The organism is Pseudomonas sp. 1928-m (assembly GCF_029269135.1).
In the GTDB taxonomy this organism is placed as follows: Bacteria; Pseudomonadota; Gammaproteobacteria; order Pseudomonadales; family Pseudomonadaceae; genus Aquipseudomonas.
On the sequence record NZ_JARIXO010000001.1, the window covers coordinates 1,448,943 to 1,463,427 of the forward strand.

At 61.1% G+C, this 14,485-nt stretch carries 12 protein-coding genes; 6 read left to right on the forward strand and 6 right to left on the reverse strand.

The window, feature by feature from the left end:
- The first annotated feature begins 69 nt into the window (after window positions 1-69).
- Together P3C18_RS06495 and P3C18_RS06500 are read left to right on the forward strand one after the other, a co-directional pair.
- Window positions 70-1,218, forward strand: coding sequence for a pyridoxal phosphate-dependent aminotransferase (locus P3C18_RS06495; RefSeq protein ID WP_275961030.1), 1,149 nt, complete (start codon window positions 70-72; stop codon window positions 1,216-1,218).
- Window positions 1,206-2,000 carry an amidohydrolase gene (locus tag P3C18_RS06500; RefSeq protein ID WP_275961031.1) on the forward strand — a complete coding sequence of 265 codons (795 nt, stop codon included), beginning with the start codon at window positions 1,206-1,208 and terminating at the stop codon, window positions 1,998-2,000. The genes P3C18_RS06495 and P3C18_RS06500 overlap by 13 nt, the downstream gene beginning before the upstream one ends.
- Before the next feature lie 9 nt (window positions 2,001-2,009).
- On the opposite strand, the gene P3C18_RS06505 is transcribed toward P3C18_RS06500, so the two are convergent.
- Together P3C18_RS06505 and P3C18_RS06510 are read right to left on the reverse strand one after the other, a co-directional pair.
- Window positions 2,010-2,765: an ABC transporter substrate-binding protein gene (locus tag P3C18_RS06505; RefSeq protein ID WP_275961032.1), complete on the reverse strand. Its 756-nt coding sequence runs from the start codon at window positions 2,763-2,765 to the stop codon at window positions 2,010-2,012.
- Window positions 2,766-2,861: 96 nt separating this feature from the next.
- Window positions 2,862-3,248 (reverse strand): MerR family transcriptional regulator, encoded by a 387-nt coding sequence (locus P3C18_RS06510; protein ID WP_275961033.1) that lies wholly within the window; start codon window positions 3,246-3,248, stop codon window positions 2,862-2,864.
- Between the two features lie 76 nt (window positions 3,249-3,324).
- Between P3C18_RS06510 and P3C18_RS06515 the strand changes: the two genes are divergently transcribed.
- A complete protein-coding gene (locus P3C18_RS06515) occupies window positions 3,325-4,398 on the forward strand; it encodes an SDR family oxidoreductase (RefSeq protein WP_275961034.1) in 1,074 nt (357 codons plus the stop codon).
- 15 nt (window positions 4,399-4,413) lie between these two features.
- Here the strand turns inward: P3C18_RS06515 and leuA are convergent, their stop codons facing one another.
- The 4 genes from leuA to xseA form a co-directional block, all read right to left on the reverse strand.
- Complete coding sequence (gene leuA / locus P3C18_RS06520) at window positions 4,414-6,084, reverse strand: 2-isopropylmalate synthase (RefSeq protein ID WP_275961035.1); 1,671 nt, start codon at window positions 6,082-6,084, stop codon at window positions 4,414-4,416.
- 288 nt (window positions 6,085-6,372) lie between these two features.
- Window positions 6,373-8,049 carry a flagellinolysin gene (locus P3C18_RS06525; protein WP_275961036.1) on the reverse strand — a complete coding sequence of 559 codons (1,677 nt, stop codon included), beginning with the start codon at window positions 8,047-8,049 and terminating at the stop codon, window positions 6,373-6,375.
- A gap of 104 nt (window positions 8,050-8,153) precedes the next feature.
- Window positions 8,154-8,987: a peptidoglycan DD-metalloendopeptidase family protein gene (locus P3C18_RS06530; protein ID WP_275961037.1), complete on the reverse strand. Its 834-nt coding sequence runs from the start codon at window positions 8,985-8,987 to the stop codon at window positions 8,154-8,156.
- 63 nt (window positions 8,988-9,050) lie between these two features.
- The gene (gene xseA / locus P3C18_RS06535) at window positions 9,051-10,430 is read right to left on the reverse strand and encodes an exodeoxyribonuclease VII large subunit (RefSeq protein WP_275961038.1); all 1,380 of its coding nucleotides are present in this window, start codon (window positions 10,428-10,430) and stop codon (window positions 9,051-9,053) included.
- A 105-nt stretch (window positions 10,431-10,535) separates the two neighbouring features.
- Between xseA and P3C18_RS06540 the strand changes: the two genes are divergently transcribed.
- The 3 genes from P3C18_RS06540 to guaA all read left to right on the forward strand — a co-directional run bounded on the left by P3C18_RS06540 (window position 10,536) and on the right by guaA (window position 14,482).
- Window positions 10,536-11,087, forward strand: a complete 552-nt coding sequence (locus P3C18_RS06540) for a sugar ABC transporter ATPase (protein WP_275961039.1) — start codon at window positions 10,536-10,538, stop codon at window positions 11,085-11,087.
- A gap of 116 nt (window positions 11,088-11,203) precedes the next feature.
- The gene (guaB, locus tag P3C18_RS06545; RefSeq protein ID WP_275961040.1) at window positions 11,204-12,673 is read left to right on the forward strand and encodes an IMP dehydrogenase; all 1,470 of its coding nucleotides are present in this window, start codon (window positions 11,204-11,206) and stop codon (window positions 12,671-12,673) included.
- A 228-nt stretch (window positions 12,674-12,901) separates the two neighbouring features.
- A complete protein-coding gene (gene guaA, locus P3C18_RS06550; RefSeq protein WP_275961041.1) occupies window positions 12,902-14,482 on the forward strand; it encodes a glutamine-hydrolyzing GMP synthase in 1,581 nt (526 codons plus the stop codon).
- Window positions 14,483-14,485: the final 3 nt, after the last annotated feature.

Here is a 14,485-nt window from a genome sequence, read left to right on the forward strand (position 1 = left end):
TGCCTTTTGCGTCTCTGGGGGATCGGCTATCCTGCGCCATCACTAGCGCTCAAGCCGGATGCCGCCTCGATGATCATCAGCAAGCTGCCGAACGTCGGCACCACCATCTTTACCCGCATGTCGCAGCTCGCCGTGGAAACCGGTGCGCTCAATCTGTCCCAGGGCTTCCCCGATTTCGATGGTCCGCAGGCCTTGCGTGATGCGGTCGGCCGGCATATTGCCGCCGGGCATAATCAGTACGCGCCGATGGCCGGCTTGCCAGCGCTGCGCGAGCAGGTGGCGGCGAAGATCGCCCGCAGTTATGGCCGTATGGTCAGCGCCGATAGCGAAGTCACCATCGTTCCCGGCGCTACCCAAGGCATCTTCTGCGCTATCCAGGCGCTGATTCAGCCGGGCGATGAAGTAATCGTCTTCGATCCCAGCTACGACAGTTATGAGCCCTCGGTCGAGCTGGCCGGCGGGCGTTGCGTGCATGTGCCGCTGGCCTTGCCGGATTTCGCCATCGACTGGCAGCGTCTGCAGGATGCGCTCAGCGACAAGACTCGCCTGATTATCCTCAACAGCCCGCACAATCCTAGCGGCGCGCTGATTTCCCGCGCCGAGCTGGACCAACTGGCGGCCTTGATCCGCGAGCGTGATATCTACCTGATCAGTGACGAGGTATACGAGCATCTGGTGTTCGATGGCATTCAGCACGCCAGCGTGCTGGCCCACGAAGAGTTGTATCAGCGCGCCTTTGTGGTCAGCTCCTTTGGCAAGACCTATCACGTCACCGGCTGGAAAACCGGCTATGTGGTGGCGCCGCCGGCCTTGAGCGCCGAACTGCGCAAGGTCCATCAGTACGTCAGCTTCTGTGGCGTGACACCGCTGCAATGGGCCCTGGCTGACTATATGGCCGAGCATCCGGAGCACGTCGAAGAGCTGCCGGCGTTCTATCAGGCCAAACGCGATCTGTTCTGCGACTTGCTGGCCGGCTCGCGCTTTACCTTCACCCGCGCTGCGGGCACCTATTTCCAGCTGGTCGATTACTCGGCCATTCGCAATGATCTGGATGATGTCGCCATGGCCGAATGGCTGACTCGCGAACATGGTGTCGCGGCGATTCCGGTATCGGTGTTCTACCAGCAGCCGCCCAAGGATTTGCGCTTGGTGCGCTTTTGCTTTGCCAAGCGAGAAGAAACCCTGCGCCAGGCGGCGGATAAACTATGCGCGATCTAGGCTTGTTGCCCGATCTTGAGCTGGCGCTGATCCAGACCACTCTGGCCTGGCAGGACCCAGCCGCCAATCGCGCGCACTTTGAGTCGCTGCTGACGCAGGCGCGTGGTGCGGATCTGATCGTGCTGCCGGAGATGTTCAGCACCGGCTTTTCCATGGACTCCGCCGCCATGGCCGAGCCAGAAGATGGCACCACCAGCCAGTGGCTGCGTGAGCGTGCTCAGGCGCTGCAGGCTGTCGTCACCGGCAGTCTGATTATCCAGGCCGCCGATGGCTCCTACCGCAACCGCCTGCTCTGGGCGCGCCCGGATGGCTCTGTAGCGCATTACGACAAGCGCCATCTGTTTCGCATGGCCGGCGAGCATAAGCATTACAGCGCAGGTGAGCAGCAGGTGCTGCTGGAGGTGAAGGGTTGGCAGGTGCGTCCGCTGATCTGCTACGACCTGCGCTTTCCGGTATGGAGTCGCGATCCACAGACCACCGACCTGTTGCTCTACACCGCCAACTGGCCAGCCGCGCGGCGCAATCACTGGAATCGCCTGTTGCCAGCACGGGCTATCGAAAACCTGTGTTACGTGGCGGCGGTAAACCGCATTGGCGAGGACGGCAAAGGCCACGCCTACAGCGGCGACAGTCAGGTGCTGGATTTCCAGGGCGAGGCGCTGCTGGAGCCTGGGGCGGCGGATGGCGTATTTCGGGTAGCTCTCAAGGCCTCGGAGTTGGCCGCTTACCGTGAGCGTTTCCCGGCTTATCGCGATGCGGATGCTTTTACCCTGGTTGACTGATGGGCGGCTTCACTGCTTTAGGTAGTGGTCGTAGATCGCTTGGTAGCGGCCGCTGGCCTTGAGCTGGGCGAGGCCGGCATTGAAGTCGTCGCGGATCTGCGGGTTGCGAAATACCGGTCGGTAGTTCTGCGGGTCCTCCTCGACGAACTGGTGCATGGCAATGCTCTTGGCCTTGAACAGGGTGGTGCGTTCGAGCAGCAGTTCGAAGTAGCGATAGATGCTGCGATCACTCAGCACCAGATCGTAGCGGCCCTTGTTCAGGCCCAGCACCTGTAGTTCCTGATTGTTTTGCTCGAAGTACAAACCATCTTTCTGGCTGGCGGCCAGCCATTCGGGATAGCGTTGGGCCGCGCCCTGGAAGGCCACCACGCTAAGGCCCTTGAGGTCTTCAGGCTTCTGGATGTCGAAGCGCCGGCCTTGCAGGCTGACAAACACGTTGGAGTAGATCACCGCCGGGTTGCCGTAGTGACCACCGACTGCGGCAAGGTCCTGACCCAGGTCGGTCATGGCTGCATTCACTTCACCTTTGCGAAACGCCAGTGGCACGCGGGCTAGAGGAAAGTAGCGAGGTTCGAGTGTGTGGCCGCGAAACGCCAGGGCTTCGCCAATCACTTCCAGCTCGATACCGCTGTCGCTTTCCGGGAAACAGAAGGGCGGGATCTTTTCACCGAAGGCCATGACTACTGTGGCTGCCAGGCTATTAGCGCTGCAGGCGAGCAGCAGTGGCAGGGTGAGGGTGCACATCCAGTGTGTCAGTGAACGCATGCTCAGGTACTCCTGCAATCCATCGCTTTTAGTGTAGATGTCGCTCGTGCGCTCGCCGTGCGCTCGCCGTGCGCTTGGTCTGATAGCCGGGTTGATTTAGCGCGCCGCCAGAGTCGTCCGTATAGCCGCCTGTTCGGCAGCACTGGCTTCCAGGCGCAGCTTCTCGCTACATAGAAAGTCGCGCAGTTGCTGCAGGTCGGCAATCTTCTGTTCCACCTCGATCAGCTTGCGGCTGACCAGCGCGGCGCCCTGAGCGCAGTCCAGCTGTTGCTCGCGCCGGGCCTTGAGGATTTCGCCGATCTCGCCGAGGGAAAAGCCCATGCCCTGTGCTTGCTGGATAAACCCAAGATCATTGAGCGTTTGCTGGCTGTATTCGCGGTAATTGTTGTCGTGCCGCAGAGCGCTGATCAGCCCCAGGCTTTCGTAATAACGCAGGGTGTGGCGGCTGGCGCCGCTGCGTTTTTCCAGTTCACCAATACGCATGCAAATTCCGCTTGACTGTAGAGTGTGCTCAACAGTTTAGCCTGCTCGGGTCACTAATGACTCGGGTGGATTGAGCATGAATAAACACTGTTTGGTAACCGGTGGCAGCGGCTTTATTGGTCAGCATCTTCTGGCGTTGCTGACCCGCCAGGGCCACTCGGCGACGCTGCTGATGCGTCAGCCGCAAACCTTGCCGGCCTTGCGTACGCAGGTTGAGCAATTGGGTGGTCGCGGTGAGCTGATGACGGCTGTGGCGGGTGACCTCGGGCTGGCTGGCCTGGGGCTGGATGCTGCTGCCCGTGAGCAGGTGCGTCAGCCTGACGTGGTGTTCCACTTGGGTGCGCAGTTCGCCTGGGGGCTGGCTGCCGAGCAGGCGCGTCGGGTCAATGTCGAAGGCGCGTTGGCGGTGGCTGAACTGGCGGCGCAGCAAGGCAGCCGGCTGCTGATGGTGGGCGGCTTTATGCTGGCCAATCATGGGCATCTGCAGCGCATCGGCATTGACCTGCAACGGCCCGAACGCACTGACTGGGACAAGGTCTATCAACGCACTGGCGCCTATGAGGGCAGTAAGCTGGAAGCGCATTTCCGCGTGCGCGTGCGTATGGCTGAGCTGCAAGCGCCACTGACGATGGTGCACCCGGCCACTGTGTGCGGTCATAGCCGCAGCGGGCATATTTTGCCAGCGCAGCCGCTGGCTGGGCTGATCGGCAATCTGGCTGGCGGTTTGCTCGGGGCGATTCCGGGTTCAGCCGCACATTGGCTGCCGCTGGTCAGTGTGGATTTTCTTGCCGAGCTGATCGTGGCCGCGGCCTTTGATGGGCAGCAGGCTGGGCAGGAGATTCTCGCCCTGGATGCCGCGACGCCCAATCTGCAGGGCATGCTGCAGCAGTTGGCCCACACGCTAGGCGTCAGCGCGCCAAGTCGGCATATGCCGATTCCTTTGCTGCGGGCGTTGCTGAAGATTCCGGGTGTGCCGCGTTTGCTGCGTACCGATGCCGAGTCGCTGGATTTTATCCAGACCACTCGTTTCAACACCGCCGCAACTCAGGCCTTGGCGCAGCGCCATCAACTGCACTGGCCGGATATAGGCCAGGCCTTGCAGGCTACCGCGCGCTATCTAGCGAACGAACCGTCAGCCGTGCAGGGCTGACGGTTCACTTGGCAATCAGGCAGCTTGTTCGGCAGCCTGACCGATAGCCCTATTCAGCGCGCTAAACAGCGCGCGGAAGCTCGCGGTAGTCAGGTTTTCATCGATGCCGACGCCATGCAGCGCGCGGCCGCCGTTAACCCGCAGCTCGATATAGGCCGCCGCCTTGGCATTGGTGCCGGCGCCGATAGCGTGTTCGCTGTAGTCCATGATCTCCACGGCCACCGGCAGGCCGGCGACCAGGGCTTCCAGAGGGCCTTTGCCGATACCGCGCCAGTGCTGGGTTTCGCCAGCATTGATCACCTCGACATCGACCGCGCTGGTACCGTTTTCTTCCTGCAGGCGATGGCCTTTCAGCGCATAGGGAGCAGTGGCTTGCAGGTATTCGCGCTCCAGCAGCTGATAGATCTGCGCGGCGCTCATCTCCAGGCCGAGGCGGTCGGTTTCCTTCTGCACCACCTGGCTGAACTCGATCTGCATACGGCGCGGCAGGTTGATGCCGTATTCCTGCTCCAGCAGGAAGGTGATACCGCCCTTGCCGGACTGGCTGTTGACGCGGATTACCGCCTCGTAATCGCGGCCGATATCAGCTGGGTCGATCGGCAGATACGGCACTTCCCAGACGGCGTCGCTCTTCTGCTGGGCGAAGCCCTTGCGGATCGCGTCCTGGTGCGAGCCGGAGAAGGCGGTGTGGACCAAGTCGCCGACGTACGGATGGCGCGGGTGCACGGGGATCTGGTTGCAGTCCTCGACCACCTTGCGCACGGTGTCGATATCGGAGAAATCCAGTTGTGGGTCGACGCCCTGGGTGTAGAGGTTCAACGCCAGGGTCACCAGGCAGACGTTGCCGGTGCGCTCGCCATTGCCGAACAGGCAGCCTTCGACGCGATCCGCGCCCGCCATAACGGCCAACTCGGAGGCCGCCACGCCAGTGCCACGGTCATTGTGGGTGTGCACGCTGATCAGCACGCTGTTACGGCGGTCGATGTGACGACCGAACCACTCGATCTGGTCGGCGTAGTTGTTCGGCGTGGCGCACTCGATGGTCGCTGGCAGGTTGAGGATCAACTTGCTCGCCGGGGTCGGTTGGAACACGCCGATCACCGCGTTGCACACCTCGATGGCGAAATCGATTTCGGTGCTGCTGAACACTTCCGGCGAATACTCGAAGCCCCACTGGGTTTCCGGAGCAGCGTCGGCCAGGCGTTTGATGGTCTGGCCAGCCGCCACGGCGATGGCTTTGACGCCGGCCTTGTCCTGGTTGAAAACGATCTTGCGAAAGCTCGGCGCGCAAGCGTTGTAGTAGTGGACGATGGCCTTCTTCGCGCCTTTCAGCGACTCGAAAGTGCGCTCGATAAGGTCGTCACGGGCCTGGGTCAGCACCTGAATGGTCACGTCGTCCGGGATATGGCCGCCTTCGATCAACTCGCGGACGAAGTCGAAATCGGTCTGCGAGGCGGACGGGAAGCCCACTTCGATTTCCTTCAAACCCACTGCCAGCAGGCACTTGAAGAAGCGCATCTTCTTCTCTGCGTCCATCGGCTCGATCAGCGACTGGTTGCCGTCGCGCAGGTCGGTGGACAGCCAGATTGGCGCCTTGTCGATGATCTTGTCCGGCCAGGTCCGATCCGGAATTTGGATCTGGGTGAACGGGCGGTACTTGCTGGACGGGTCTTTAAGCATGCTCATGGGGCAATCCTTTTAGCGCGGCGGCAATCGGCGAACCGGGCGGAATTTGAAGAATAAGGCAGGGCGTGGGCGTAAGAATTAGCCACGCAGTCGCTGGCTGACCAAGCAGAGGTTGGCGTGTTGGCGCAGCAGAATAAGGGTGTGATTAGTGTGCATGGCGTCAACCCTAACTAGTGAGGGTAAAGCGTGCAAGCATTGATAAGAAAACGCTTTCTGATTGCTTGTTTAAGGTTTTTTTGGGTTTTTTTTGCGACGATGTGGCGAATATGTAGTGGCGATTGCGAGCGCTTAACCGAGCAGGCTTAGCACGGCTTGCGGCCGTTGATTGGCCTGGGCAAGTACGCTTTGCGCGGCTTGCTGAATGATCTGCCGAGAAACCAGATTGGAGGTTTCTGCCGCGAAATCGGTGTCGAGGATGCGCGAGCGGCTGGCAGCGGCGTTCTCGGCAATGCTTTGCAGATTGTTGATGGTGCTTTCCAGGCGATTCTGCAGGGCACCCATATAGCCGCGCTGGCGGTCGATATAGGCCAGGGCATCATCAATGTCCATGACGGCCAGGCCAGGTGTCTGACTGAGGTCTAGGCGACTTAGGGCCATCGCATCGACGCTGAATGCACTGAAGCCGATTTGGATCGTTTCATAGGCCTGGGCTCCGACTTGGAACTGGGTGATGGTGTTGCCGCCTACACCGTTGGCATTGAACAGCTCCGGCTCAACCAGCTTGAAGCCTTTGGAGCCTGGGAGCCCAGTCCCCTGATTGGGCAGCACATTCTCGGCGGTGAGCACATTGCCACCGTCAGCATCGAAGCCGCCAATTGCCCCGGTATCAGCGTTGCTCAGGTCTAGTCCTGCAACGTAGGTCGCCGCATCGGCATTGAACTGGGTATTGAAGTCGGCCAGGCTGCTAAAGGCTCCTTTGCTGGCGTTGGTCAAAGCCTGGTCCAGGGTCGAGCCGCTGTTCTGTTGCAGGTAGCCCATGATGTCTTTTATACCTTTGCCGCCCGCCGCTTTGATTTCCTCGTGCATATAGCGCACGGCAGCGTAGCCGCCTGAATAGCCGGCAGAGGCGCTGACATCGTCGGCGTTAAATGCAGCCAGGATGGCGGCTGTATTGGTGCCGCCTGCGGTGTCTCCAGCCAGGCGCTCGTCGGCACCCTGCAAGGCTTCTGCGCTGCCTTCAATAAACCAGCTGGGTAGCCCGGCAAAGTTCATGGTGCGGCCCATGACCGCGTGGGCCATTTCGTGGGCAATCACCCTGTCGGTGTACTGCGGTGTGCTGCCGCCGTTGGGCAGGCTGGAGGCATCGAAATAGGCCAGGTTGACATTGAGTACCTGATCAAAGATTTTCCCGCCAGCGCCGGAGGTGCCAGAAACCGAGGCCAGGGTTTGGCTGGATGAGTCATTGGTAAAGGTTATTTCCAGCTCAGCGCCATCGGCAGTCAGGCCGAAGGCATCGAATACCCGTTGCTCGCCTTCGCTGATCCAGAAGCCCTTTAAGGCATTGAGTACGGCCCGCTGGTCGAGATCCCCCAGGACCGAAAAGGTGCCTTGATCAAATACTTTGCGGCCGGCAAAGGTCGTGGTTTCGTTGACCCGGTTGATCTCCTGCAGCAACTGTTGCGCTTCCTGATCAAGCGCGGCACGTTCACTGGCACCGTTGGAACCGTTCATGGCCTGCAAGCCGAGCGAGCGAATGCGCTGCAGGGCGTCGGTGACGCTTTGCAAAGCGCCTTCCGCTACCTGCAGCAGCGATATGCCGTCGTTGGCGTTGCGCGTGGCCACGTTCAGCCCCCGCACTTGCGAGGTCAGACGGTTGGAGATTTGCAGCCCGGCGGCATCGTCCTTGGCGCTGTTGATGCGCTGTCCGGTGGACAGGCGCTGCAGCGAAGTACCGAGTGCCGTGCTGTTGCTCTCCAATTGGCGGCGCGTGAACGACGACGAGATGTTGGTGTTAACCGTCAGCATCTACGTGTGTACCCGCTCGACCGGGCGGAAAACCCGGTGTCACAGACGTAATCGGCATGTGCTGAGAAGGCTTGAGATGTTCGCGGAGCCAGGTCGACGAACGGTCAGGGCGTGAACGCGCCAATAAAAATCGCCGGATCGACGCGGGCATCATTCAGGCTGACGTTCCAGTGCAGGTGCGGCCCGGTGGCGCGGCCGGTGGCGCCGACTTTGCCGAGTAAGCCGCCGCGTGGCAGCTCATCGCCGACTTTTACGCCGATGGCCGAGAGGTGGCAGAACATGCTGATCAGGCCCTGGCCGTGGTCGATAAACACGGTTTTGCCATTGAAGAAGTAGTCGCCGATCAGAATCACTTTGCCAGCGGCCGGAGCCTTGATCGGCGTGCCGCTATTGGCGGCGAAGTCCAGTCCGGAGTGCGGGTTTCGCTCCTCGCCATTGAAGAAGCGGCGCAAGCCGAAGGGGCTCGACAGCGGGCCGTTGACCGGCCTGTCGAACAGCAGGTTGCTCGGTTGGCTCGCGCTGAACTGCTGATAGGCGCGGGTCTGCTCGGCCAGTTCGCGCTCTATGCGTTTCAGGTTGGCCGCGTTCGGGTTGACCTGCTGCTGGTTTTTGATGGTGATGCGCTGTTCGACGTAATGCTTGCTGCCCACCTGAAAGCTCAGGGTCTGGCTGCCGTTGACGCTGATCTGCTGGCTGCCCGGTTTGATGCTCAGCGGGATGCCAACGATGGCGATCCAGCGTTGCTGATCCTCGTGAATCACCAGCACCGGTTTGTTCTGATAGCGCACGCTGGGCGCGCTGCTCGCTGGCCCCAGGTCCACCACGGCCACGCCGCCGGGCACGGGTTTATTCAGCAGTCGGCTGATAAAGCCTTCGGCGTGGACGGGCAGGGCGAGGCAGAGCAGGGCGAGCAGAGTGAGCAGAGTGAGCAGGCGCATTGAGTATCCGTAGGGTGGATAACGCGAAGCTTATCCACCGCTTTAAAAGGTAAATCGAAAAGGTCAATCGAGCAGCGAGAGGGTGACCGGCTGCACATGGTTGTCTTCGACCCGCACATCCAGCTCGCCATTGCTTAGACGTGCCTTCAGGCGCTGACCGGGCTGGGTGTCTGCGGCGTTGCGGATGGCGCGGCCGCGCTCATCGAGCAGGATGCTGTAGCCACGCCCCAGGGTCGCCAGCGGGCTGACTGCGTGCAGGGTGTGCATTTGGCTTTGTAGCTGCAGGCGGCGTTGTTTAAGGCTTTCGCGCATGCTGCGTTGCAGGCGTTCGGCCAGGGTTTGCAGGCGTTGATCCAGCAGCTTGAGGTTGCGTTCCGGGTGCAGGCTGAGCAGGCGAGTTTGCAGGTGGTTCAGACGTTCGCGGCGGCTAGTCAGCTGGCGCTCGAAGGCGCGGATCAGGCGCGTCTCCAGGTCATCCACGCGCTGGGCGTGCTGGCGCAGGCGCTCGCCGGGGTGGCGCAAACGTCGCTGCAACCCTTCCAGGCGCATACGTTCACGTTCCAGGCGGTGCTGCATGCGCAGGTTTAGGCGGCGCTTGAGGTTGTGCAGGCGTTGCACCAGTTCGCTGCTGTCGGGGGCCAGCAGTTCGGCGGCGGCCGAGGGCGTTGGCGCGCGGATATCGGCGACAAAGTCGGCGATGGAAACATCGGTTTCATGGCCCACGGCGCTGACGATAGGCGTAACGCAGGCGGCAATGGCGCGGGCCACGGCTTCCTCGTTAAAGCACCAGAGGTCTTCCAGCGAACCGCCGCCACGGGCCAGGATCAGCGCATCGAAGCCCCGGGCGTCGGCCACGCCAAGGGCGCGGACGATCTGTGCGGTGGCCTCGCGGCCCTGTACGGCGGTGGGAATCAGGGTTAGTTCGACTTGCGGCGCGCGGCGGCGGAATACGCTGATGATGTCGCGGATCACCGCGCCGGTCGGTGAGCTGATAATACCGATACGTTTCGGGTGAGCCGGGAGGGCGACTTTAGCCTCGGCCGCGAACAGCCCTTCAGCGCTGAGTTTTTCCTTCAGCGCTTCGAAGGCCAGGCGCAGCGCACCATCGCCGGCGGGTTCCACGGCATCGAGAATCAGCTGGTAGTCGCCTCGCCCTTCAAACAGCGAGACCTTGCCGCGCACCTTGACCGCCAGGCCGTCGCGCAGCGCCTGGCGCACCTTGGCGGCGTTCTGCCGGAACAGCGCGCAGCGCACCTGGGCCTGGCTATCTTTAAGGGTGAAGTAGATATGCCCGGACGCTGGCTTGGCCAGGTTGGAGATTTCCCCCTCGACCCAGATGCCGCTGAATACATCTTCCAGCAGCAGGCGTGCGCGGTTATTCAGTTGGCTGACGCTGAGCACCTCGCGGTCGAGGTTCAGGCGTTGGAAGGGATCTTTGATCATGGCCGGCATAATAAAGGCTTTGCTCTGTCGGCCATAGCGGATTGGTCTTGACCGTCACCGTGAGCCCATTAAGCTGCGCGCCTTTAGCGCAAACCGAGTCCCGTTATGAGTGAGCAGCAAGCGATCATCGTGCCGCAGATTTCCAGCTTTCCCGGCCATGAGGCGCGGGCGCGGTTGATTGTGCGCTGGCTGGTCAAGCAGAACATCATCGAGGAGCAGTTGAGCACCTGTGGGCGTACCTTCAAACACATGGGCTACGGCATTGCCGAGGGCGCGCGGCGGGTGGTTGAGCGGCCCGAGCTGTTGCCGTTTGGGCAGGCAGTGCATGGCCTGGAGATTATCTACAAACGCTGCATCTATACCCCGACCAGCGGCTTTCTTGAGGAAGCTGGCTGCGCCAAGTGCCGCAAAGAGGTGGGCGAGGCGTTGTTCGACAGCCTGGAGGAATGGATGCCGGGGCATACCGATAACTTCACCTGTCCGCGCTGCGGCCATGAAGATGACATCAACGGTTTTCTGTTTCTGCAGCCCTGCGGCTTTTCCAACCTGGGTTTTATCTTCAACAACTGGGCGGATGCCGGCTTTAAGCAAAGCTTTCTCGACGAGTTTGCTGCGCGCTTGGGCTATCCGGTGTCGCTGGTGCGGGTCGATGTGTAGGGCAAAATGCCCGTTGGTAAATGTTTAGGCCGACAGGTCGATACTTTGCGTTGAGTGCAGGGGGGCGTCTGAGTATAATGGCGCGCTTCCAATTTTCCCGTCCGGGAGCCCCCGCCATGCTGCGTATCAGTCAAGAAGCTCTTACCTTCGACGACGTTCTACTTATTCCAGGTTATTCCGAAGTTCTGCCGAAGGATGTCAGCCTCAAAACGCGCCTGACCCGTGGCATTGAACTGAATATTCCGTTGCTCTCTGCTGCTATGGATACCGTGACTGAAGCCCGTCTGGCGATTGCCATGGCTCAGGAAGGCGGCATCGGCATCATCCACAAGAACATGACCGTCGAGCAGCAAGCTGCCGAAGTGCGCAAGGTCAAGCGCTACGAGGCGGGCGTGGTCAAGGACCCGATCACCATCGAAGCCGACGCCACCGTACGTGATCTGTTCGACCTGACTCGTATGCATAACATCTCTGGCGTACCGGTGCTGAGCGATGGCGACCTGGTCGGCATCGTCACCTCCCGTGACGTGCGTTTCGAGAACCGCCTGGACGCCACCGTGCGTGAAGTGATGACGCCAAAAGAGCGTCTGGTCACCGTCCCGGAAGGTGCCGACAAAGACGTGGTGCGCGAGTTGCTGCACAAGCACCGCATCGAAAAAGTCCTGATCGTCGATGGTGCCTTCCATTTGAAGGGCATGATGACCGTCAAGGACATCGAAAAAGCCAAAGCCTACCCGCTGGCCAGCAAAGACGACCAAGGTCGTCTGCGCGTTGGCGCAGCTGTCGGCACCGGTGCCGATACCGCTGACCGCGTCGCCGCACTGGCTAACGCCGGCGTTGACGTGATCATCGTTGATACCGCCCACGGTCACTCCAAAGGCGTGATCGACCGCGTGCGTTGGGTCAAGCAGAACTTCCCTGACGTTCAGGTGATCGGCGGCAACATCGCCACCGGCGAAGCCGCCAAGGCTCTGGCCGAAGCCGGCGCCGATGCGGTCAAGGTCGGCATTGGCCCTGGCTCGATCTGCACCACGCGCATCGTCGCCGGTGTCGGCGTGCCGCAAATCTCCGCCGTGGCCAACGTTGCTGCAGCGCTGGCGGGCACCGGTATTCCGCTGATCGCCGATGGCGGTATCCGCTTCTCCGGTGACCTGTCCAAGGCCATCGTGGCTGGCGCGTCCTGCGTGATGATCGGCTCGATGCTCGCCGGTACTGAAGAAGCACCGGGCGAAGTCGAGCTGTTCCAGGGTCGTTCGTACAAGGCTTACCGCGGCATGGGTTCGCTGGGCGCCATGGCGCAGGCGCAGGGCTCTTCCGATCGTTACTTCCAGGACTCCTCGGCCGGTGCCGAGAAGCTGGTGCCGGAAGGCATCGAAGGCCGTGTGCCGTACAAGGGCGCAATGGCGGCCATCGTGCACCAGCTGATGGGCGGCTTGCGTGCCTCCATGGGCTACACCGGTTGTGCAACGGTCGAAGAGATGCGCAGCAAGCCTGAGTTTGTGCGCATCACCGGTGCTGGCATGGCCGAGTCCCATGTACACGACGTGCAGATCACCAAAGAGGCACCGAACTATCGCGTCGGCTAAAAAATCGATTTGACGCTGCTGCGCTTGGCCATGCTGCGTTGAAAAGAAACTCGAAATGCTCATTGGCTTCAGCCAACTCCGCTTTCTCGATTCTTTTCGCCTTGCCTGACCTGCGCTCGCGACGCGGCAAATCGATTTTTGGAAAGATTGGGAAAGCGCGGGGCTGTTGCTGTTGAGAAAAACGGGGCAGCCCCGAGTTATTTGTGAATTTCGCTACGAGAGACGGCCATGGCTCATCAAGATATCCACGCTCACCGCATCCTGATTCTGGATTTCGGCTCCCAGTACACCCAGCTGATTGCCCGCCGCGTGCGCGAAATTGGCGTGTATTGCGAGCTGCACCCGTTCGACATGAGCGACGATGACATCCGTGCCTTCGCCCCGCGCGGCATCATCCTCGCCGGTGGCCCGGAGTCGGTGCATGAAGCCGGCAGTCCGCGTGCACCGAAAGCCGTGTTCGACCTCGGTGTACCGGTTTTCGGTATCTGCTACGGCATGCAAACCATGGCCGAGCAACTGGGCGGCAAGGTTGAAGGCTCCGAGCTGCGTGAGTTCGGTTATGCCCGCGTTGATATCGTCGGCAAAGCCCGCTTGCTCAACGGCATCGAAGATCACGTCGATGACGACGGCGTATTCGGCCTCGACGTGTGGATGAGCCACGGTGACAAAGTCACCGCCATGCCAGCCGGCTTCCATATTCTCGCCAGCACCCCGAGCTGCCCGATTGCCGCCATGGCCGACGACAGCCGCGGCTACTACGGCGTGCAGTTCCACCCGGAAGTGACCCACACCAAGCAGGGCGGTCGCATCCTCTCGCGTTTCATTCTGGAAATTTGCGGCTGTGAAGCGCTGTGGACCGCCTCCAACATTGTTGAAGACGCCATTGCCAATGTGCGCGCCCAGGTCGGCAGCGCCAACGTACTGCTCGGCCTGTCCGGCGGCGTGGATTCCTCGGTGGTTGCGGCGCTGCTGCACAAGGCCATTGGCGACCAGCTGACCTGCGTATTCGTCGACAACGGCCTGCTGCGTCTGCACGAAGGCGAGCAAGTGATGGCCATGTTCGCCGAAAACATGGGCGTCAAAGTGATCCGCGCCAACGCCGAAGAACAGTTCCTCAACAACCTGGCCGGCGAAGCCGACCCGGAGAAGAAGCGCAAGATCATCGGCCGCACCTTTATCGACGTGTTCGATGCCGAATCCTGCAAGCTGGATAACATCAAGTTCCTCGCCCAGGGCACCATCTACCCGGACGTGATCGAATCGGCTGGCGCGAAAAGCGGCAAGGCCCACGTGATCAAGTCGCACCACAACGTCGGCGGCCTGCCGGAAGAAATGAACCTGAAACTGGTCGAGCCGCTGCGCGAACTGTTCAAGGACGAAGTGCGTCGTTTGGGTCTGGAACTTGGCCTGCCGTATGACATGGTTTACCGCCACCCATTCCCGGGCCCGGGTCTGGGCGTGCGCATCCTCGGTGAAGTGAAGAAGGAATACGCCGACCTGCTGCGCCGCGCCGACCATATCTTTATCGAAGAACTGCGCAAGGCCGACTGGTACCACAAGGTCAGCCAGGCCTTCGTGGTGTTCCAGCCGGTGAAATCGGTGGGCGTGGTCGGTGACGGCCGTCGTTACGCCTGGGTCGTAGCCCTGCGCGCCGTGGAAACCATCGACTTTATGACCGCCCGCTGGGCGCACCTGCCTTACGAGCTGCTGGAAACTGTCAGTGGCCGTATCATTAACGAAATTGAAGGTATCTCCCGCGTCACCTACGACGTGTCGAGCAAGCCGCCTGCCACCATCGAGTGGGAGTAACCA